At 32.7% G+C, this 22797-nt stretch carries 18 protein-coding genes, 2 tRNA genes and 1 pseudogene; 10 read left to right on the forward strand and 11 right to left on the reverse strand.

Translation table 11 applies throughout. The features are described 5' to 3' along the window. Positions 1–52 precede the first annotated feature (52 nt). From AB0A59_RS01100 to AB0A59_RS01120, 5 genes are all read left to right on the forward strand, one after another. A complete protein-coding gene (locus tag AB0A59_RS01100; RefSeq protein ID WP_458745712.1) occupies positions 53–376 on the forward strand; it encodes a DNA-binding protein in 324 nt (107 codons plus the stop codon). A gap of 33 nt (positions 377–409) precedes the next feature. Then, on the forward strand, positions 410–1057 hold the full coding sequence (locus AB0A59_RS01105; RefSeq protein ID WP_458745713.1) for a hypothetical protein: 648 nt from the start codon (positions 410–412) through the stop codon (positions 1055–1057). A 52-nt stretch (positions 1058–1109) separates the two neighbouring features. Beyond that, a complete protein-coding gene (locus AB0A59_RS01110; protein ID WP_458745715.1) occupies positions 1110–2027 on the forward strand; it encodes a branched-chain amino acid transaminase in 918 nt (305 codons plus the stop codon). Between the two features lie 63 nt (positions 2028–2090). After that, on the forward strand, positions 2091–3041 hold the full coding sequence (locus AB0A59_RS01115) for a Gfo/Idh/MocA family protein (RefSeq protein ID WP_458745717.1): 951 nt from the start codon (positions 2091–2093) through the stop codon (positions 3039–3041). A gap of 243 nt (positions 3042–3284) precedes the next feature. Continuing rightward, complete coding sequence (locus AB0A59_RS01120) at positions 3285–3779, forward strand: acyltransferase (RefSeq protein ID WP_458745719.1); 495 nt, start codon at positions 3285–3287, stop codon at positions 3777–3779. Positions 3780–3957: 178 nt separating this feature from the next. On the opposite strand, the gene AB0A59_RS01125 is transcribed toward AB0A59_RS01120, so the two are convergent. Beyond that, a complete protein-coding gene (locus AB0A59_RS01125) occupies positions 3958–5148 on the reverse strand; it encodes a hypothetical protein (RefSeq protein ID WP_458745720.1) in 1191 nt (396 codons plus the stop codon). Between the two features lie 243 nt (positions 5149–5391). Between AB0A59_RS01125 and AB0A59_RS01130 the strand changes: the two genes are divergently transcribed. Then, positions 5392–6507: a DUF354 domain-containing protein gene (locus tag AB0A59_RS01130; protein WP_458745722.1), complete on the forward strand. Its 1116-nt coding sequence runs from the start codon at positions 5392–5394 to the stop codon at positions 6505–6507. 48 nt (positions 6508–6555) lie between these two features. Then, positions 6556–6644 (forward strand) — tRNA-Gln (locus tag AB0A59_RS01135). A gap of 321 nt (positions 6645–6965) precedes the next feature. On the opposite strand, the gene AB0A59_RS01140 is transcribed toward AB0A59_RS01135, so the two are convergent. Next, positions 6966–7226: a UBP-type zinc finger domain-containing protein gene (locus AB0A59_RS01140; protein ID WP_458745724.1), complete on the reverse strand. Its 261-nt coding sequence runs from the start codon at positions 7224–7226 to the stop codon at positions 6966–6968. A 722-nt stretch (positions 7227–7948) separates the two neighbouring features. On the opposite strand from AB0A59_RS01140, the gene AB0A59_RS01145 reads away from it, so the two are divergent. Next, a complete protein-coding gene (locus tag AB0A59_RS01145) occupies positions 7949–8137 on the forward strand; it encodes a KGG domain-containing protein (protein ID WP_458745725.1) in 189 nt (62 codons plus the stop codon). Between the two features lie 416 nt (positions 8138–8553). On the opposite strand, the gene AB0A59_RS01150 is transcribed toward AB0A59_RS01145, so the two are convergent. From AB0A59_RS01150 to AB0A59_RS01180, 7 genes and pseudogenes are all read right to left on the reverse strand, one after another. Next, the gene (locus tag AB0A59_RS01150; protein WP_458745727.1) at positions 8554–9687 is read right to left on the reverse strand and encodes a hypothetical protein; all 1134 of its coding nucleotides are present in this window, start codon (positions 9685–9687) and stop codon (positions 8554–8556) included. Positions 9688–9892: 205 nt separating this feature from the next. Then, positions 9893–10981: a cation diffusion facilitator family transporter gene (locus tag AB0A59_RS01155; RefSeq protein ID WP_458745728.1), complete on the reverse strand. Its 1089-nt coding sequence runs from the start codon at positions 10979–10981 to the stop codon at positions 9893–9895. Between the two features lie 289 nt (positions 10982–11270). Further along, a tRNA-Pro gene (locus AB0A59_RS01160) sits at positions 11271–11344 on the reverse strand. A gap of 161 nt (positions 11345–11505) precedes the next feature. Then, positions 11506–12882, reverse strand: coding sequence for an NAD(P)/FAD-dependent oxidoreductase (locus tag AB0A59_RS01165; RefSeq protein WP_458747534.1), 1377 nt, complete (start codon positions 12880–12882; stop codon positions 11506–11508). 31 nt (positions 12883–12913) lie between these two features. Then, complete coding sequence (locus AB0A59_RS01170) at positions 12914–13309, reverse strand: hypothetical protein (protein WP_458745730.1); 396 nt, start codon at positions 13307–13309, stop codon at positions 12914–12916. Positions 13310–13482: 173 nt separating this feature from the next. Then, a pseudogene (locus tag AB0A59_RS01175) lies at positions 13483–15479 on the reverse strand (DUF790 family protein). Between the two features lie 52 nt (positions 15480–15531). Next, the gene (locus AB0A59_RS01180; protein ID WP_458745732.1) at positions 15532–16935 is read right to left on the reverse strand and encodes a DEAD/DEAH box helicase; all 1404 of its coding nucleotides are present in this window, start codon (positions 16933–16935) and stop codon (positions 15532–15534) included. 261 nt (positions 16936–17196) lie between these two features. Between AB0A59_RS01180 and AB0A59_RS01185 the strand changes: the two genes are divergently transcribed. Both AB0A59_RS01185 and AB0A59_RS01190 read left to right on the forward strand, forming a co-directional pair. Beyond that, positions 17197–17526 (forward strand): hypothetical protein, encoded by a 330-nt coding sequence (locus AB0A59_RS01185; protein ID WP_458745733.1) that lies wholly within the window; start codon positions 17197–17199, stop codon positions 17524–17526. A gap of 62 nt (positions 17527–17588) precedes the next feature. Next, the gene (locus tag AB0A59_RS01190) at positions 17589–19949 is read left to right on the forward strand and encodes a helicase-related protein (protein ID WP_458745734.1); all 2361 of its coding nucleotides are present in this window, start codon (positions 17589–17591) and stop codon (positions 19947–19949) included. Between the two features lie 75 nt (positions 19950–20024). On the opposite strand, the gene AB0A59_RS01195 is transcribed toward AB0A59_RS01190, so the two are convergent. Together AB0A59_RS01195 and AB0A59_RS01200 are read right to left on the reverse strand one after the other, a co-directional pair. Beyond that, a complete protein-coding gene (locus AB0A59_RS01195; protein WP_458745736.1) occupies positions 20025–20747 on the reverse strand; it encodes a ZIP family metal transporter in 723 nt (240 codons plus the stop codon). A gap of 58 nt (positions 20748–20805) precedes the next feature. Beyond that, positions 20806–21750 (reverse strand): proteasome assembly chaperone family protein, encoded by a 945-nt coding sequence (locus tag AB0A59_RS01200; protein ID WP_458745737.1) that lies wholly within the window; start codon positions 21748–21750, stop codon positions 20806–20808. Positions 21751–22797: the final 1047 nt, after the last annotated feature.

The raw sequence follows: 22797 nt of genomic DNA on the forward strand, positions 1-22797 counted from the left end.
CTATTACTAAAAAATCTTAGATTTAAATTATCCTCTCGAATTACTTACATTGATGTCAGAAGTACAATCACAACCCAATCAACAAAACAAAGAAAATAGCCCTACAAGAGATGCAATATATATCGGGAAAAAACCACTGATGGCTTATGTAACTTCAACACTTATTCAATTGGCGAATCAACCTTCTGTAACTATTAAAGCGCGTGGTTTAAGCATTGGCAGAGCTGTGGATGTATCACAAATAATATTAAAGAGAATGGAAAATGCTGGCTATGCTGTTGGTGATATCGTTATAGGATCTGAAACCGTTCAAGCAGAGGATGGTAGAACAAGAAATGTTTCGACAATAGAAATTCAGATAAAAAGAAATTCTTAAATACCTGTAGTTTACTTTTTCTCCCTTTGTGCTATGGAAAAAAAAATTGCAGCGATATTTTTAGCACATATCAACCCTTTGACCGTTTCACATGAGTCGATTATCCAGAATCTTTTACAGAATTATAGCGTTTATATATTTCCGGTAAGGTTCCTAAAAGATGGGATAGAAGTAAATACAAGAAGTTTTCCATTTTCGTACGAAATTAGAAAACAAATGATATTGGAATCCTTTAATTACCATAAAAACATTCATGTTCTTGAAGATTATGCTTTTCTTTCTCCATACATACAATACTTTCCACCATTCGTATCTCCCGCATTTAAAAGATTAAAAAATAAGATAATTTTTAATATTCATGAAAATTCTTTTATAACCTACACCGGAGATAGAGCAGAGCGGGTTCTGTTATCCCTCTTTGGTTTTAATCCAGTTAAAGCTAATAGGCAAGTTATCTCGTCGACGAATGTAAAAAATCTTTTATATAAATCGGTTTTATCCACAGACAATTCAATCTCGAATAAATCACAAAATAATGATTTAAAATGGCATGAATTTGTTTCCCCTAAGGTCGGCCAAGTAATAGAAGACAATTGGGAAACTATAAAAAATTTTTCCAGTACTAAGGATGAAACTATACGTGTTATAGGTATGAAATTCCCAAAAAATGGATTTATTTAAATTAATTACTATGGATTTAACACTTTTATAGAAGTAAAAAACTTGCAAATCTATGAATACCAAGAATGCTGATTTCATTTGGTTTGACGGCGAATTTAAGTCATGGGATTCCGTTACCGTTCCAATTACGACTCATGCATTACACTACGGAACGTCAGTCTTTGAGGGCGTTAGAGGATACTCAAATGATCAAAATCTATTTATTTTTAAACTTAAAGAACATATGCAAAGATTACTTCAGTCTGCAGAGGTCTATTCTATCAATTCAAATTATACTCTTTCTGAAATATGTACCTCTACTGTTGAATTATTAAGGAAAAATAATATTAAAAAGTCTTGTTATATTAGGCCCCTATTATTTGTGGGGGATAAAGGAATAGACCTTAATGTTACTAAAGACTCTCCTTCCCATCTAGCTATTATTGCTTTCCCTTTTAACAGATATTTTCCAGAAAGCGGGATAAGAACATGTATATCTTCATGGAGACGAATAAATGAGAACTCTACTCCGCCTATGGCAAAAGCCGGAGGAAATTATATGAATTCTGTGTTAGCTACTCAAGAATGTAAAAGAAATGGGTATGATGAATCAATATTACTCGATTATTATGGCAATGTAAGTGAAGCACCAGGAGAAAATATTTTTCTAGTCCGAAATAATATGATTTATACGCCATCACTATCTGATTCAGTACTTGAAGGAATAACTAGGGATACAGCTATCACGATAGCAAAGCATCTTGGTTATGATGTATGTGAGCGATCCATTACTCGCACAGAATTATACATTGCCGATGAAATCTTTGTTACTGGTACTGCAGCTGAAATAACTCCGATAATAAGCGTGGATAATCATAAAGTTGGAAACGGAACAGTTGGCGAACGTACAAAAAAAATCTCTGACTACTACCAAAAAATAGTAGTATCTCAAATACCCGATTTCAATACATGGATTACTCCAGTGTGGTAAATCCGATGTTAACAATTCTAAAAACAAGACGAAATAGTATAAATTTAGGAGATGTTGAAAAAATTGGATAAATCCATTAAAATCGCCGTAATCGGAACTGGTGGCTGGGGAAAGAACCACGTACGCGTATTAAATGATTTGGGGGTATTATCTGCAATATGCGATTCAGATGAGAATAGAGCCCAAGCATTGGCAAAAAAATTTAAGATCAAAAGCTATTCAACTGTTGAACAATTACTTGAAAAGGAAACTTCTCTTGATGCTTGTCTAGTATGTACCCCGACCAAAACACACTTTCCGGTTGCGCAAGAAATAATTAATCATGGGATAAATGTTTTTGTAGAAAAACCATTGTCTTTCTCGTCAATTGAATGCGAAGAGCTTACAAAATTATCAAAACAGAACAATGTACTTTTAACTGCGGGGTACATAGAACGTTTTAATCCTGCTGTACAGGATCTCAAGCAAATCATTGATGACAACACTTATGGGGAATTATTAATGATGGAGTTTCATCGTGAAAATAGAATGCCCATGCATATAAAGGACGTAGGTATAATCTATGATACTTCAGTGCATGATATTGATACTGCTTTGTTTATCTTTAATAGTAAGCCAAATGTCGTTTTTGCTCGTGCAGGTAAGAAGTTTCATAATTCTGAAGATTTTGCAACAATAATGTTGGGATTCCCCAATCAGAAAGTGGCAATTATTGCATCTAATTGGATTACTCCAAAAAAAGTTAGAAGATTTTCGGCTGTGTGTTCTGAGGGAACCATCACGGGCGACTTTATCACGCAAGAAATAAGAATAGATGATGAGAATCAAACACTTATTCCCAGAAGAAACATCCGAGAGCCATTAACCTTGGAACTAGAAAACTTTGTTAAATCTTTATCTGGGGATATTACAAAGTACCTAGTAACTCCTGAGGATGCCACTGCAGTAACAAAAATCGCTGAAGCAGCTTTAATATCAAGCAATACTGGTACACCTGTTTACCTTTCTTTCTGAGATATCGACATATATGCTTATAATATTCACATTTTTGAAAGGCGTCTTGAATTGTAGTGTTCTCTTATAAAGACAAAAAGTCGGCAACTAATAATATTTTCATTAAGGGTAATTGTCCTGCGCCGCCTTAGAGTTATATTGTATGCTTAATTTGCTGACACATCTCCAGTGCTCATTTGACAGGCAAATTGGTATTTTAAGTTAATTATAAATGGACTGAAATACAAGTCTAATTGAATTAGAATGTCTGAAAAAAAAGAAAGTTCTGTAATAAATTTCATTTCTCCTAAAGCAACGGTTGGTGAAAATGTTAAAATATGGCATTTTGCGTATGTTGGGGATAATACCGTTATAGGTAATGATGTTATGATCGGCTCACTTACCCACGTGGATTACAATGTTAAGATTGGAAATAACTGTAGGATAGAAGGTTCTGTATATATTCCACCACTTACAGAAATTGGGAATAATGTTTTCATCGGCCCTGGAACTACCTTTACCAATGATCCTTATCCTATGAGCAAAAGAATGATTGGGGTGATCGTTGAGGATGGAGCAATCATCGGAGGTAGATCCATTATTAAAGCTGGCGTAACAATAGGTAAGAATAGTGTAATTGCAATGGCCTCTGTTGTAACTAAAGATATACCTTCGGATGTAGTAGTGATGGGACATCCAGCGAGGATAAAATATACTAGATCCGAATATGATATAAAAAAAACTAATTGGGATGTTTAGTATCTCTTTATATTTTGTTTTTTATACTTATGACAAATTTGTGTGATAAATTAAATCCTTTCTATAGGAAACTTGATTTCATACAGCGCGACGTGATATTGAACCTAAATGGAGAACAAATAATAAAGTCCACAATTAACGCTTTATTTGTATTCAGATTTTCAGCATAAAGGTGATACTACATTTCCATTGTGTTGAAAGTAGAATTTGCCGCTACTATAATTAACTTGTAGTTTGGATGGCGATGATTGATATTCTTTTCCATTCGGTCAATTATTTTCTTATGATCTGCACTAGAACAGGCAATTATGATGTTATTAGTAGAAGTGGGGATATAATTTTCAACGTCTTCGATTTCTACTTCTGCAATATAATCTCGTAGTTTTGATTCCAGCAATTCTCGAATAATTGTTTTATCTCCTCTTATTTCATGATTATCAATTGTCCAAAAAATAGTAACCTTAGTTCTACTAGCCTTTATCTCTCTGAATTTCAGTTGACTTCTTGTTTCATCAACCAAACTTTTTATGAACCCTTCGATCGACCTTATTGTGCCATTTACCACATAGCTTAGTGCAGTAGAGCTAGATATGGATAAGCCAATAATCCGAAGATCGAACAAGCCATTTGCTATTTCATCAAAATATATTGACTCTACATTATTGTAAAAGATTTCTCGTCTATCTTCTTTTGATTTACCTAATCTTGAAATTTCATTGATGCAACTTAACTTTGAATACTTGGATATAATATTAATCGAATAGACTAATTCTGCTAATGTTATACTAGTTAACTTGACGTCATTTTGAATGGGATCGCTTTCATTAATCAAATTAAAAATGCTATTTAAAAATAAATTTCCATTCCCTTGCTGATGTGAACCTAATATTGTCTGGGAGGTCTTGTCTGAATTTATTGGATTGTAATAATAAGTGACATCTGTTCCAACTATCAAACCCGATTGATGTTCAATGAGTGTAATTATTTCATTATTTCCTCCAATTCCTAATGGAATATTAATTACAATTACAGTATTTTTCTTTAAATAAGTGATTATCTCCTTAAATTTTAAAATTATTTCATTTTTTACATCTTGATTTACCTTTCTTATTCTAGGTGCAAAAAAGACTATTGGAGCATTACTAATTGCTTTATCGAAAGGTTCTAAATTTAATAGCAACTCTTCTTCATTTAGGAAGTTAATATGCGGATATTCTTTTACAATTTCTGAAGTGAGAATAATTCCCAACCTAGAATTTTCATCAATAATAATTACTTTTGATTGTTTACGAAGTATCTTTTTTGCAATTTCATATCCCTCCGTACTTAATCCATAAATGACAATAAGCTTGTCCTTAGGATCACTCATTTCAATTTCAAGATTTTCAATATTTTTATCATTATTATTATCTGTATAATCTGATAACTTTTCAGGTTCTTCACTAATACTGTCATTTGGTTTAGCTATCCTGTCTGAAATTCTCTACTCCCCCAATACCTTAATTTTATATTTCTTTATTTAGTTTTGGATTTATTGATTTTTATTACAATTTCGACTAACTAGCGATATTAAAGCGAAAGAATTTTTTAATATTAAAGAATAATTCTAATTGTGAAGATTTGGTTTGACATTTTGACTCCAAAACAAATAATGTTTTTTAAATCAGCGATTATCATGTTGCAAAAACAGGGTCATGAAGTCTTATGTACATCACGAAATTATAGAGAAGCCAATGAATTATCCCGAATAATGAAATTGAATCTCCTGATGGTTGGTAACCATGGAGGATCAGATCTTTTTGATAAACTTTTTCAAAGTTCAAAGAGAATTATGGAGCTGGCTAAAATAATTTCCAAATTTTCCCCTAATTTAGTTATCAGTTTTTCATCTCCTGAGGCTTCTAGAGTTTCTTTTGGTTTGGGAATAAATCACATCGGTTTCAATGATTCACCACATGCCGAAGCTGTTGCAAGATTAACTATTCCTTTGTTGACAAAGTTATTTACTCCAACTGCAATACCCATTTCCGCTTGGAAAAGATATGGTATATCTTCAAAGCAAATCATACGTTATAAAGGCTTAGATCCTGTTGCATGGTTGACCCGAGATCTTTATGAAACCACCTTCCGGCAGCAAGGCAAGAAACGACCGTGGGTAGATAAAGATTTGGAATTCTTAGAAGAGTTAAAGATAGACCACTTGAGAAAATCTATTCTGATAAGACTTGAAGAATCAAAGGCCGCTTATATATCTAACAAGCATTTGCGGATACGACCATTAGATTTAGTAGATTATGTTGCAAATAATTTTGCTGATAATAACAACATCATTATTCTATGTAGATATCCCGATCAAATCACAGAAATGTCTAAAAGATTCAGAAATAAAGCCATAGTATTGAGACAGGTTGTCGATGGGGTTAAACTACTGAATAATATTGATATTTTCGTTGGTGCAGGGGGCACAATGACTGCAGAGTCCGCACTGCTAGGCAAACCCACTATCTCTATAGCCCCTATTCGATTCTATATTGATGATTATTTAAGAAAAATTGGATTAGTTACCCAAGCTTCTAGCCCACTTCAAATTGAGAAGTTATTAAAATCATTCTTAGACGATGAACAAAAATGTATTTTGATACAAAATCGTGCTGCAAGGATACTAGATAAAATGGAAGATCCAATTGAAAAACTCCTAACATATGTATCAACAATTAATAAAAAATAGATTCGTAAAATTAATAACGTCCGTACTTACAATATAAAAATGCCCGGAAGCCCGGTAGTATTACAAGTGCCGAGTGTAGTGGCCAAGCATAGAGGCCTTTGGAGCCTTTGACCCCAGTTCGAATCTGGGCCGGGCTATTTCTATGAATAAGCAAATAAAAGTATTATTATATTCGTGTTTTATTTTGCTCTCTTCTTGATACCTATTAAAAGATTTATCATATAATTTAGCAATAAATCTGTGGACTTGTTTCAAAACTACACAATAACCTAAATGCTAAATAAAAAAAATTTTTCTTATTAGTGGTTGTGACTTTAACTGATATTAATTTTCTCTATTGTCAAACCGATTTCATAGATGCGATGTCTAGGACGATTCTTCAACCTATTGTTAGTAGTATCGATGCCTCGACAAAATGTAACGTGATCATCTATGTCATAAAACCATGTTTTTATGACTTAACTATATGATTCATGTTCGTAACACCATTTCCACGATTTTTTTGGTAATTCTACTATGACTGGATGCTTATGATTCTCAAAGTGTTTCCTAGCATGAAGTCCAATTGAAGAGTCACAACAACCAACATGCCCACAAGTTAGACACATTCGTAATGCAATCCAATTCGTTCCTTCATTTTGACATTCTTCGCATCCTATGGTATTTGGGATCAATTCCTTTTCGTTAGATTTATCGATATGTTCACAATTGTGTGGCATGTATAATTCATAAATTTCAATGAATTTAAACTATTAATCGTTGAATCTGAATTTTTGAGAAATGAATTCAGATAGCGACAAACTACTGGTGAGTTTCCAATATGAAATCTGTAGCACTGGTTTTAAATGTTTTCTAAAATGCCAATCAGTTCTTCACAACTCGGCTTTGATTGTATAATTTACATAGTTTATAGTTAAATCCACTTTCTTTAATTGACAGAACAACAAAATCTAATTCTTGTATATCCGATATTTGGTGTTACTATTGAGCAATTGGCAATAAGTTATATCTTAGAAATTACTAGATTTTGATTTATAGTAAATATTATTAATGGACTGTTACTCCAAAATTAAATTAGATTATTGTATCCTCTTACTTCAGTTTATAATGCCATTTTCTTAAAGATTATTTATACTATTATGACAAAATATTCTATAATGTAATAATTCGTGTTATTAGATATATCGGATTTCACAAATTAAAATTGTCTGAAGTTACTATGATTTTTTTTAATACATGTAACTGCTTCAATTTCTATTTGAATTAATTAAGGTGTATAATCGATATAGATATTACTTGTCTTTGGAAAATTCCTATTTTTGTTTGATTTGTTCTTTCAGGGTTATAACAGTCTTGAATCCTTGACAATATGCCTTAACACTTGATTATCCTTGACAAAGGTAATAGAGATTAAATAGTATGTTTCACATGTCTTGATATTATGCCTCAAAATAATAATAAAAATGGTAATAATAGAGGATTAGCATCAGCTAATGAAGAAACTAGGACGAGAGTAGCAAGGGCAGGTGGGAAAGCCCAACATGATGAAAGAGGATTACAAGCAGCTAATGAAGAAACTAGGACGAGAGTAGCAAAGGCAGGTGGGAAAGCCTCACGTAAGAAAACGTAGTCCTTTTCACTACGGGTTTCTATCCTATTTACCTTCCTTTTATTCGATGATTGTAATGTTCTTCATATATTGTAAATTAAATATTGATATATCTTGATATAATCACAAAGTATCCTGCAATTTCATGTTCAATACTTTTACGTTAGAGTTATAAACAAATAAACAAATGTGATACTGGATTGAGAATTAGAATTTGATCTGGTTTATTTAATTTCGTGTTTTTCTGGATTATTTCAAATGTTGTCTTAACCTGTTAGTCATCTGTTTAACTATCCATTAAATTTATACAGCTGATTTTTAGATTTTTTAGATGATTCTTGAAGATTATTGATCTTTGACAAATTTTGAATAATCATGTCACCAAAGCTCAGTAAATAAATATTAGAAATAATTGATAAAAAAAGAAAAAAATATGTTTATTGTTGACCGACAGCGTTACTACCGGTATTATTTTGGCTTTGTGTGTTTGCGTTATTTCCTGATCCAGCTGTATTGCCTCCTGATACTACACCACTGTTTTGGGTAGAGGATTGTGATTGGCTTATACCTTGGTTAGCTGTGTTGCCACCGCCGCTGCCACTACCACCACTTTGTGCTGCTGCATTATTTCCAGTGTTTGTTTGGCTTTGTGTGTTTGCGTTATTTCCAGAATTATTGGTATTTCCACCTGATACTACACCACTGTTTTGGTTGGAGGATTGTGATTGGCCTATACCTTGGTTAGCACTGTTACCGCCACCTTTACCACTACCACCTTGTTGTCCTACTGCATTACTTCCAGTGTTTGTTTGGCTTTGTGTGTTTGCGTTATTTCCTGAACCAGTTGTGTTGCCTCCTGATACTACACCACTGTTTTGGTTGGAGGATTGTGATTGGCCTATACCTTGGTTAGCTGTGTTGCCACCGCCGCTGCCACTACCACTACCACCACTTTGTGCTGCTGCATTATTTCCAGTGTTTGTTTGGCTTTGTGTGTTTGCGTTATTTCCTGAACCAGTTGTGTTGCCTCCTGATACTACACCACTGTTTTGGTTGGAGGATTGTGATTGCCCGATTGCTTGGTTAGCTAAATTGCCACCGCCGCTGCCACTACCACTACCACTACCTTGTTGAGCTAATGCATTGTTTCCACTGTTTGCTTGGTTTTGTGCATTCAAATTATTACAAGAAACAAAAGTACCAGAACCGGATACACATAGAGCATTTTGGTTAGAGGATTGTGATTGGCCTATACCTTGGTTAGCTGTGTTGCCACTGTCATCATCATCGTCATCATCATCATTGTTGCCACCACTTTGTGCTGCTGCATTGTTTCCACTGTTTGCTTGGTTTTGTGCATTCAAGTTGTTACATGAAAAAAGGGTGCCATCACCTGATACACAAACACCAAGTTGGGTTGAGGATTGTGATTGGCCTATACCTTGATTAGCTGAGTTGGCTGTAGCAAATACATTCATGGTCATTGAAGTTGGACCTAAAAGTAGTACGAATGATATTGCTAGTACGGCTGAACTCACTAAAATTTTATTTAGAGTAATAATACTATTCATCCAATCTATATTACTAATAAAAGTATATAAACTCTTTTTATATAATTATTGAACCTAATAGTATTTTACATATATTTCCTGCTATTTTCTTCTATATATCACGAACCGGATATTTCACTAGTAATTGAATTCTGGTTTTAAATCAAACCCCACATTGAATCTTATTTATATAAAAATGATTGTTGTATTACTAACAAGATATATTTTATTTGGTGTTTTCATCTTGTTTGGTATTTCTATTCATATATGTAGGTCTTTTTAATTTTATATTCCTGAACCGATCCATTCTTGAAGTTACACGTGTCTCAGAAGCAGAATAGGGATGTGGTATTACTAGAACTCTTTCAATAGACGGAAATTGAGAACTAATTACCAACTGTATCTTTAAAGATAACATTTCGACTTCTTCTAGTGATTCCTTTCCATCAACTGCTATGTGAATCTCTGCTTGATCTATCATGCCAGAAGAGCGTAGTAGTACGTCTCTAACAACTATCTTTTCATCGCTAAATTGTTCTGAAATTATATTTTTTATTACTACTGTTAATTTGGGGTTTTGCCATGAATCTATGAGTATCAAAGAAGATTTTTTAAGAGATATATATGAAACTGAGAAGATATAGCAAGCAATTATCATTGCTCCTATTCCATCCATTTGTAAAAATCCAAATTGTGTTGCAACAAGTATACTAAAGAAACCAATAACAGAAGCTGATCCATCTTTTATAGAATTTCTGGCATCTGTTTTTAGTGAGAGCAAGTTATACTTGTTAGCTATAATACGCATTTGAAATGCTCTGTGAAGAGATAGTGCACTTGCTCCGGCTAGAACTGCCATAACAATATAAGGATTGTTTATTTCGTGCGGATGAATTAATGCCTGATAGCCATTATAAAGTATAACCAGACCAATCACTATCATTCCTATTGCAGCAACTAATGCTGTAAAGCTTTCAACTTTGTGATACCCAAAATGAAACTTTTTATCAGCTGGTTTATGGGCGATCCTTAGACCCAATAACACTATGAAAGAAATTGCTGCATCAGATATCGAATCTATACCATCCGCAGTAGCAACTACACTACCACTAAGAATTCCTGTGATTATTTCTACAACACCTATGGCCAACAAAGTTACGACAGAAACCTTTGCAATCCTTTTACCTGCTACGATTCCTTCTTGAACTAAATTGGGTGATTGTTGTGTTTTAGTACCATTTTTTATTAGATTTTCCTTGAGGTCTGCAAGTTCATCAGTAGATTTATTTTCTTTACTGTCTTCTACATCGTCCAAATTAATAATTTATTTTAATATCTTGAATACACTATTTAAAATTTGCTAGCAAATCTGTCTTTGTAAAAAATTTTTCTAAATATTCAAATAAAATTAGCAATTTATAAGTAAAATATTACCAGTTTTAAATTATTCTGAACATTTCCTGTTCAATAATATAATAATGTGAAGTTCATGCCATCATTGAATGGTATTGGTAATATTTTTATATCCGTTTCCATTTGAATCTATCATATCTTTAGACTTTTATTATGATATATAGGATGTTCATTGATTTATTATTCTAAAATGGGATCAGCCGGATTCGAACCGACGACCTCCAGCGCCCGAGGCTGGCATCATACCAAGCTAGACTATGATCCCCTCACCTATTTTCACAGTATCCTATATTATGTCTATGGCAAAAGTATGTGAAAAGTATGTGAAAAGTATGTGAAAAGTATGTGAAAAGTATGTGAAAAGTATGTGAAAAGTATGTGAGTAACTGTTGTCTGCTTTTAATCCTTAATTTATTAACTTTATGATCAAGTAAAATCAAGATCTATTTCATACTTACAAGCTTCAATTAGTTTCTGGTCAAAACATGCTACTCCAATATCATTGTAGTTGTCCTCTCGATCATTTTTCAAAATTCCTCGCTCGATAAGTTTAAAAATTATTGAATAGCTTATGGGGAATGCACCTGTTGCTCCTGGAGAATTGTAATTTAATATATGAAGCATGTTATTTCTAAGCATAAAAATTGGATTCATTAGAAAATTACCATCCTTGTCTATCAAGTTTGATCGAATTCCAGCGGTTCCACGAATTTTAAAGTCCCTATATTCGATAATGGGAAGAAATTTTTTTACTCTATTTATCATATATTTTTTAGAAATACTACTTAATCCTTCTTTGTAAACTAGATTAAGCATTTCTCTACTAAATAACGTTCTATTTATATTGCTATTTTTTCCCTTCATGAGTTTGTATATTTTAGGTAGAAATTCTTTGGTATTAACGAATTTATTATAACCATATGGTGAAAAAACCGGACAAGCATTGGGTCCTACTTCTCTATTTCCGTTAGCCCTAATTATCCAGTGAGGATCCAGAAATGGAAATTGTTGGAATTCAGGTACAGAATAAATGCTATGGTTTGTGAGTGTGCTATATTTTGGGGGTGCTAACCAATATTCACCACGAAAAAAAAGGTCACTATATTGATGGTTTATTTTGGCCATATCTAAAATACTAATTGAATTGCTTCCAGCGGCATTGATCAGGAAATCACATTTGATTTCTTTTATTGTATTTTCAAAAAGGTTGATATATTCTAGGACAATTTCTGGACTTGTATCAGTTCCTTTTTTTATCTTTAGAACTTTAGATCGCGTTATGAAGGTTACTTGCTGATTTTCATTAGTTATCTGAGTTGCTAATCTATGGGTAATTTGACCATAATTTACCGATGCATCTTTATGACATAAGATCGCTGACTGACATTTCAGATTCGGTTCGATAATTGATATCTCCTTTTCATCCATCATCACTATTTCCTTTTCATCCAAACCATTTTTTATTCCCCATTCCAAATGCAGCGAAAGTGTACTTAATGATTTATCATCATTTGCTACTTCAATTACCCCATCCTCTACAAATAAAATTTTGTTTACTTGACAATATCTCTTCCAAAAATCATAGCCATATAATGCAGCTTTGGCCCAAATTTTCTTCTTTTCAGGATTGTAGATGAAAGGTGCATGGACCTTGCCAGTATTTCTTGAACTAGTATGTAATCCTGCACTTTCTTCCTGCTCAATTATTGTTATCTTTGAGTTCGATAGGGAAGAAATTACATATGCTAGAGTTGTTCCTAGAATACCTGCACCAACAATTACAATATGGTTATTATTTATGATTAGACACTCTTTCTTCTATCCTGTTTTATTTTTATACTCCAGTCATAGTTACCTTGCCCATCATCAGCGATTGGTTAATTTCATTTATTTCATGGCTCTTGTGTTTTCTTCTTTCTATCACATACCCTGATTTAGAATGATAATATATTATCATGTCTGTAGGATAAAATGAAATTATCGAATGATTGTCGGAATCAGACGCAAGATGTCGAAGATGAATGTTTTCCCACTCAAAGAGTTTGTCTATATTGCCATCAAAATGGAAGTTGCTTCCACAAGTGCACTGAACATTTCTCCAGCTCTCCTTGATATTTCTTAACCATTTGTCCTTTTTTGGCCCTACTTCAACTTTTTCAATGTTATTCTTTTTATCAATCATTTTTGAATTATTGGATAGCTGCAAATCCTTTTTCTCCGCGCTCTTCAAATACAATATATGATCTTCATATTTTAAATCTGTTTACTTTTGTGAACCCTTATTTTCACATCTACTAGTTTTTTTGAACCGAATGCCTCAAATTAATTGAGAAATATGATCTACTCTGACCGCTATTTGGCGATTATTCGAAAAATCTATTTTTTATATTTTATAAATAATCTCTATAGCGATAAATTGCTGTTTTTCAGTGTCATTTTAGCTTTTGAATAGTCAAGACCATTCCACTCGATATGGAATCCTAGAAATGTGAGTATACTAACATGTATTTTTTCAGGTATTTTTTTGGAATCTAAAATATTACATGCTGCTCCCAGATTAATGACATTTTTTATCTCATTCCAAATCTCTTCAATAAACTGTGTTTTAAGAATATAATCATCAATTAGTAGTAGTCGCTTTTTTGATAACTCATTCTCAAACGTGTACTTGAATTCTTTATTCTTGTCTATCAACTCCTTGAGACTTGCCTTTAAGAATACGTCACCATCTGTGCATTCTTGCTTCAATAATCCATCTAGTTTATCTAAATGTATGTAACTCATTGCAGAAATTCTAAATTCTTCTATGATTCTGATTACATTTTGAATGATCTTATTATAATTCTCTGTATTGAGAACATTACGACTTATGTAAGTGTTTTCTATATCTTTTATATATCTTATTAACTCCTTAAATGAAATCTTTTCGTTTTTGTAAGAAGTTATTAACACATTCTTGTTATTTTTAATATGGGTTATCTTATTTTCTTCATTTAATTCGTATGACATCAAATTTTCAAGATTGATGATGAGGATCATGAAAAATTTTTCATCATCAACCTTGTTTTGTACGATTTCGAATATTTTAGATATTTTCCTTTCAAGGTATTCTTTTGTCCAAAAACCAATAATCTCAACAAATACTCTATTGTCAAATTTTGATAAGATAAAGTCTGGTATAAATGCAGTTTTTTGTTTTGTTATAATAGGTTCTGGTTCCCGCTCTATCTTCCATCCTGTCTTAAATATCTCAAATTTTTGTAAGAATATCTTTTCTATTTTGCTATCAAAAAGCTTCGGCACATAAGAATTATCTTTGGAATTCTCAATATTGATTTCTAGCATTTCTGCACTGTTACTATCTCGAGGATTATATTCACTATGAGATTTGCTGGTTAATGACAAAGATTTTTTTCTTGATTCTTTATACTGATAAAAGGAATTTTCTAAGCCTATTTTAATCATTTTATCCGAAGGAAATGAGTTTGGATAGGATTTTTCAGAAATTTCAAATTCGTAAACTAGTTTCTTTCCACTATATGTTATCCTAAGAATATCGGCATCTATGTGCCATCTTTCTGATTTCATAATTACAGGTAATAATTTTGCTATCGCGACCCCGTATCTGTCAGTCAATTTTATTACATTCAAAGCGCCTTCAATGGAACAGATTATCTTGTTTTCTTTAGGTTCCTGGGCTGTTTCATCTACCAAATCTAACCAGTACATTAGGCCGAGTCTTTTTACTTCTCTCGTATTTCTTTCCACCGTGTTCCTAGATTTAGATCCGATCCTAATCCTATTCTCACTTTTAGGCAACCAAAAAGCAAAGTTTGAATTAACGATATATTATAAAGGAGAAGTAACTTCTCGGCATTAATTGGTACATATGTATCCATTATCATATTTTCATCCAGATCAGACCACATCACCTTTGACAACATCTCATTGGATATTCTTAATTTGTTGGAAATTTTCTCAAGAATCGATTTCCTTGTTTGATCAGTTAAGGCAATATTTTGTCTGACCGATTCATCAAAAACACTTCTCCTAATATCCATAGCATTGAGATCTTTTAACAACTCAGTTGTCTGTTTTGAATCGTCTTGATGAGGATTCTTTGAGTGAATTTGCGAAATGGATCCAAATGTACATCTTTTTTCTAAAACTGCTGCTAATCCTCTAATAAGCTTGTAATCTTTATCAGTTTGTTCGAGACCCTTAAGAGACTGATCCAGCTTTTCTTTTATAAGTCTATGTTGATAGGAATGTTCAAAAACTTGAATGACTTGTTTCGCTATCTCGATGTCTTTAGAATTCTGTTCTAAAGAACATAATAGAGGATATATTTTATGATTTTTATTATCCAATTTATATCTAAGTAAATCTGAAGCTATCATTTTTTATTCTTTAACCATGTCCTGGTAATACTCAGGCTAATAGATGATCTTGTCATTTAGTACTTATTTGATCTGATTTGTCTATTAATTGCTTTTTATTGTTTATCCCTTTGTTTCTTCTGTTGCTAGTAAATATTTCACTTGTATCAGATGAAATTATTTCAATAAGATCAGCCACGTTTTCAACATCCTTTTTAGGTCTGAGTAATCTTCCTAGTCTTTGAACAAACTCCCTTTTACTTCCTGTACCACTTAATATTATACCCAAATTGGCATCAGGAACATCTGTTCCTTCATCTAAAACCTTGGTGGTGACTATAATTCTATATAGTCCTTTCTTAAATTTTTCTAATATTTCATTTCTTTCTTCATTCTTTGTTCTGTGTGTAATGACAGGAATCAAAAATCGGTCTGAAATACTATAAGCCAGTTTAGTATGAACCGTAAAAATAATCGTTTTGTCAGTAAGATGTTGTTTTAAGATCTTTTCTAATTCTACAATTTTTGCATAGCTGTTTAGGGCTATATCTAAAGCTTCATTTTTAAGAAGTAGTGCCTTTCTAAGATTAATATTGTTTGCAGAAAGTATGATTAATTTTTCTAGTCTTATAGGATAAAAGATCTTTGATTCTTTTAACAATTGATTATATTGAAATATTCTTCGGTTATATTGTAAAATTTCGTCTGGTAACATCCTTACTTTAATTTTTTTCAATCTAAATTTGGCTAGATGGTTATCTTGAGATAATTCATAAAAATCTTTACTGAATACTGTATTTCCTACTAATTTGTAAATATTTACATGTTTACCATCTTCTCGCTCTATTGTTGCAGTTAAACCTAATCGGTAGGGAGAAATAAATTGTTCTCCAATCAAAGAATATTTGTCAGAAGCCAGGTGATGAACTTCATCGAATATTAAGAATTCAAATTTGTTACCTAAATATGATGATTTCAAATAAGCTGAGTCATATGTTGTAATTGTAATGCTTTTTATATCTTCATTGCCTCCTCCAAGCTTGCCTATTTGATTCTTGACTGTTAAGATATTTTCCATGGCTTTAAACCATTGTTCCATTAAATTTAATGTAGGAACTATTACAAGTGTTGATGTATATGTTTTCAATATTGCATGTAATGCAATTAGTGTTTTGCCTGCACCAGTTGGTAGAATTATGCATCCTTTCAAATTATTTGTTATCCATCTTTTCAACGCTTCTTTTTGATAGTCTCTTAACTCATTAGTGGTATCGAATTGGTTCCTATTGAGTGGAATGATGTAGTCTTGTACTTTATCTATATAATCAATTTTATTTCTTCTGAAATAATTAATTATTTCTGGGTAGTAGATACCTAAAGCTCGATATTTATTAATTCTAGGGTCGAATACAGAATATGGCGTGTGAAAATCGCCGGTTACTAGAATAGTCCCCTTATCATATTTTAGCTCGGTCACAGCATTATTTTTATATATGATATATCAAGTGGCTTTTTTATTTAAATCTATTTTTCTTTTTATGGCCCCAAGACTCTAATTTGTATCTCAGTAATCAACAACAACTTTCAATGTCTTATTTTGATTAAGTTTGAATTATCTAGACAGACATTTTCATTCCAGTTATCTATATCATATAAAACTTTTGGTATTTTATTCTAATTATTGATGGAATAGATAAAATTAAAAGGATAGTAAATGAAATAACCATTGATAGTAAAAATGTCAGGTGACGAAAGATTATCACAATTTCTAAAAGAAGGTAAAGATTGGGAGAGAAAACCTACCACCATAGCCGGCGTTTTTTTATTTAAACTACCTGAGTATCGTGGTAGACCCGCATCGATAGCTATAGAAATTAACCCACTCAATTCGAATGGTACTCCAAGTAAAAAAAGAGGGATTGTAATCAAATCACTAGAAGAATTAAATTCTATCTTGGAATTGATTAGTAATTCTAAGGTTTCACAATTGGCACAATCCATCGATAGCGTTAACCCGGAAAGGAAGACTATGGTAAAGAGTGAATCAACTGAAGTATTTGAGATCTGAATATTGATAAATTCAATCTATACTGCCATCACTACTTCTTTCTCATATTTAATAATCTAACTTTGGTCAAGAACTATTTTACTCATCCTCTCTTAAGGCATGAAACGATTAAGTATAGACAATATCAGGAGGACATTGTAAATAGGGCATTATATAAGAATTCATTAATTGTGATCCCAACCTCTTTAGGAAAAACAATTGTTGCATTATTAGTTTGTCTTGATATTTTACTTAACTGGAAAAAAGCAAAGATCTTAGTTCTTGCTCCTACTCGTCCATTGGTGTTTCAACATTTTGAATTATTCAAAATGAATACTCTCCTTTCAGACCAATGTATTGCGCTAACAGGAGAGATAGCATCAGAAATTAGAAAAACAATTTGGAAGTCCTCTTCAATTAGAGTATACTTTGCTACACCAGAGTTAGTAAAGAATGATATCCGAGATAGTATACTTAAAAAAGATGAATTTTATTTAATAGTATTTGATGAGGCCCATCGAGCCGTTAAGGACTATAGTTATACATCCATTTCTAAACAATTTTACGAAAATTCTGATCATGCTAAACTACCACTAGTCCTAGGCTTATCGGCTAGCCCCGGAGCTAAAGAAGAAAAAATTAAAGAGATTTGTTCAAATCTATTTATAGAGCGAATCATTGTTAAATCCGAACGAGATGATGATGTCTTACCCTATGTTTTTGATACTAACATAGAGCATTGCTCAATCGAGATGAATGATTATCATAAGGACCTATCCACATTATTGAATTCTATGATTTTCGATAATATTAACTGGTTAATCAATAAACGACTCATAAAAAAGAAGAGAGTTGAAAGTGTATATAGAAAGGATCTCTTGGCACTTGGGGAATATATAAAATTAAATTTGAATCCAAAAAATATGAACTTTTTCTTACTGACTGCATTAAAGTTTCAATCTTTATCCTTGATTTTGTTATACTGTCGTGATTTGGTTGAATCTCAGGGTAGCTTTGCTCTCAAAAAATTCTTATACAATGCTAAAGAGAACTCCGAAAGTAAAACTTATCAGGAACTATTTGCAGATTCCCGAATAAAAGAAATAATCAAAATATTAAAAGATCATGATAACGAACCTCCACCTAAACTAGAAAAGGTGTTATCGGTAGTTAATCAGTTTCTTGATTTAAGAGGAGATATAAAGACTTCCAAAAATTCCTTTCAAGATACTGATGATGATACTATTAATGTTACTACTACGAAACAGAATTATTCTGGTTACGAAGACAAGCAGGTTCCTACTAATTATCAAAAAAAAATTTTGATTTTTTCGCAATACCGTGATACGCTTGAAGTAATAACAACCTTTCTAAATGACAACGGTATACCCTGCAAGGGATTTTACGGTCAATCAAATAAAAATGGGCAGAAAGGTCTCAGTCAGGATAAACAATTATCTATTCTTGGTGATTTTAGACTTGGAAAATTCCCGGTACTTGTTGCTACGTCAGTAGCCGAGGAAGGTCTTAACATCCCTAATGTTGATCTTGTGCTATTTTATGAACCTGTTCCAAGCGAGATCAGGTTTATACAAAGAAAAGGAAGGACTGGCAGGTTTTCCAACGGAAAGGTGGTAATTCTAATTTCTGAAAATTCTATCGATACAAAATATTTGGAGATCTCTAAAAGAAAAGTTAATCGAATGAAATCAAGTCTCCAGAATACAAATTTTACTTTGGAAAAATATGACAAGAGAACTTTTGAAAATCCAGACAAAATGCTTGATTCTGAACTCCAAATTCTTTACGAAAGATCCAAAGCATATTCTGCATTTGGAAAGGAAGATAATTACAACGAAAATATTAATCCTATTTTGGATTCTATTTCTTCAAATTCTAATAAGAAAATTAAAGGTCTTGTCAAGAAATTATCCTATCGTCATAGGATCTCCGCTGATTCCGAATTATCTGCATCTTTTACAAGAAAAAACTTGGAAGATCTTTATGAAATCTCTTTGAATTTGGATCGAAAGAAGATAGTTGAGAGAGTTCAACGACAAATTCATAACTTACTCGGAAAAGCTGGAAAAAATGGACTCGAAGTTTCATATCTAAATGAGGTGATAGGTGTTGACCAAGAGATTATCAGAAAGGCTATAGAAAATCTGACTAAAATGAAACGAACTGTTTGGGTTAATAAAAATACAATTGCATTAATCGAATCCATCAAGTTTCTGTCCGGGAGTAAATATTCTGTCTCTATTGAAAAGATAGTGAGGGGTAAAGCAATCGTGCTCGTAAATGAAAAATGGTATGCTGACTTGGAACACCAAGATTACTTTGGTCCTAGGGCGTTATTAAAAAAAGGTAATACTTTTAGTATTATTGGTGAAATGTATCGAAGTGCAGGAAGACTTCATTTGATTATAAAAAAAATAATATAGTTATTGATATAGTATGATGTCAAAATTATTCCCAATAGGTAGTCATATGAAGAACTTGCAATATTTGAATGATCACTATCCACCAGAAACCTTTATGATTATGAAACCTAGCATGAATCCCAATATGGCTCCAAATGTTGGTATCCATTTTCGTTCTTTATGTGCTTTTGGTATCATGTCATAATATAACATGTAGAAAATACCGCCTGCAGATAGAGCAAGAATTAAGGATATAATAAATTGCATTCCCTGAAAATAGAATAAACCTGCAAGTCCAAAGATTATAGGTAGTACAGATACTGCGCCGATTGCCCCTAGCGCTTTCTTTGAATTATTACTAAAAGCGGTCTTTCCTGTCATCATTTCTTTATATGATGCAATTCCTTCGGGTATGTTTTGAATTCCTATGATAACAGCTAAAGCAGTTATAGGCCCTGCTGCTGCAGCTATCGATGCACCGATTGCTAGAGACTCCGGGATCGAATCTAATCCTATTCCTAGTAATATACCAGCACCTCCTCCCTTCTTTTCAGCAATATAGTCTGCAATAGTGAATATTACTGCTCCTGCAACAAACGAAATTATAGTTAAAACCAATCCTATGTCTTTTTCTGCTTCCACAACCATTTGAAAAATCGCTGCAGACATAAGTAGTCCAGCACCAAAGGCAGTTAGTGTTAGTATTTTTGATTCTGAAAACCAAACCTTATGCGATATTAATGCGCCTATAAAGGATGTACATCCTGCAAACGCAGTTATTGCAATAACCGTAATTACGGTTGATATTTCTATCGTCAATGGGCTGGACTATGGTATTTTCTATATATGTCTCATTGCTATAAAAAAAGACTAGTCTTTATCCATACATTAATCTATGACTTGGAACGTTCCCATCCTCAGGTCCGACTCCTCCTCCTCCAGCAGCACGCTGCTCTTGTTCTGCTTTGATAATTTGTTCTAACTGTTTTTTCAATTTTTGTCCTTGTTCTCTTAATTGACTCGTATCAATCTTTAGTTTATTGTCATTCATAAAATTATTAAAAGATTCTATCAGTAAGGAGGCACCTTCAGGATCAGGAATTCCACTGGAAGATGGAATGAGAATTGCAGCGCATGGAATTTGATTAGATAAACTAGCAGACAATAATCCTCCTGCAATACCCCCAATGAATGTAGTATACTTCTTAGTTGAATCTTCAATCGCGTTTCTATTGAAATTACTTTGTGGATTAGCTACATCATCAGAGGCAAATTTATCCTCACTTGCATCGTCTTTTTTGCCTTCATTGTCTGTAACTTTAATTTCTTTACTTGTGTTATGTTCCATATTCTCGCTTGCCAGAATCACTGTATTTCTTTCCGAATCTGGTATACCTTGAACAGGAATTCCATCTAAAACCATCACTTCTTCTATTGAATTTTTCATTGCCCAATCCATTACTGCATCTAGAACAAAATGTATGCCATCCATCATTATGGGCGCTTCGCATACCAAAACGCAAACATTTCCTTCTTTGTTAGCGTATAGCCTAAATGGATGTCTTAACTTGCCATCAATAAATATTACTCCTGGAGATATGTAATGGGATTCTACAAATGCAATCTGATACATTTCTAGTTTGTCGATTATGTAGCTTGTACTTATCGAACCGACTAGACCGGGACCTGGAAATCCAGCAATAAGAATTGTTCGGTCTTTTTTTAAGTTATTTAAGTCTGCAATAGTGATAATTTTTGTCGTAATAGGAGTTGTGTTTGCTGTTTCACTACTACCTGATAATGCCGAAGACATAGAATTCATTAATTACCTATACCTCTCATGTTCGCCTATTAATTAATATAGTTATTATGGTTATATAGCAAAAAATATTGGCGCTAGGCACGGTCTCCTTCACAATTTCTGAAGTGGTTTTTCTCCAGGTCTTAGACAATCTAAAATGATAAGTCTGGTATTGTATCGTCCGCCAATCCTCTAAATATCGTGGTTCTTAGAGATAATCGTTGAATATATTGATGTTTATTAACCAATGAGATGTTAACATCTTAATTCTATATTCCAAACCTTTGGTCTATCACACTCAATACCTTAAATAACTGCTTTGGTACACGTGAGACCGATCACGATACAGTTAACATTGACCAGACTATAGAATCTAAAGGCTAAATACTGAATATGTAGATTTACAATGATTATCGCTCCTGCGTTATCTTTATGAATCACAAGCGAGTATATCTATAGAATAATAATGCGTTCAATTGGCCACCGAAGAACAAGAATGTGGGATGTAGAAGATTTATTCGCCATTGTTCACTCGGTAAATTTCAAAAAAGTTAAGCCGATTGATTAGAATAATATGTGGATAGATGTTTGCTTTGAGGAAAGTTTTGTTATTCTTTTGGCCTATGTTAGTCTAATAAAATCATCAAAGGTTTCGTTCAGCCTGAAAACCAGGTAGTACATATGGTGTGAATGTGTTATTAAAGAATTGAGTGAGCATTTAAAAAATACAAACATGAAAATAACTGCAAAAAAACAAAATAACAAAAAATATGGTGCGAATATGGCTAGAAGTTTGAAAATATCAGACTAAATCATACCGTCACATTCTCCAATATCATACATAATTAATCAAAGAAACAATAGAATCAATACATCGCTATTAAGCTGTGCATGTGAGATTCAAAGCCCCTTGGATTCGGAGCGCGTTGTATACTCTCATCTATACGAATATTTCTATTTAATTTTGTTTCATACTATAATCAACCACGATAAGTCGTTGGTCTTTAACGTTGAATATCTTTTGATGAAGACAATCATTCCTATAATTTCACAAAAAGATAATGATAC

It is taken from the genome of Candidatus Nitrosocosmicus sp. T, assembly GCF_054408485.1.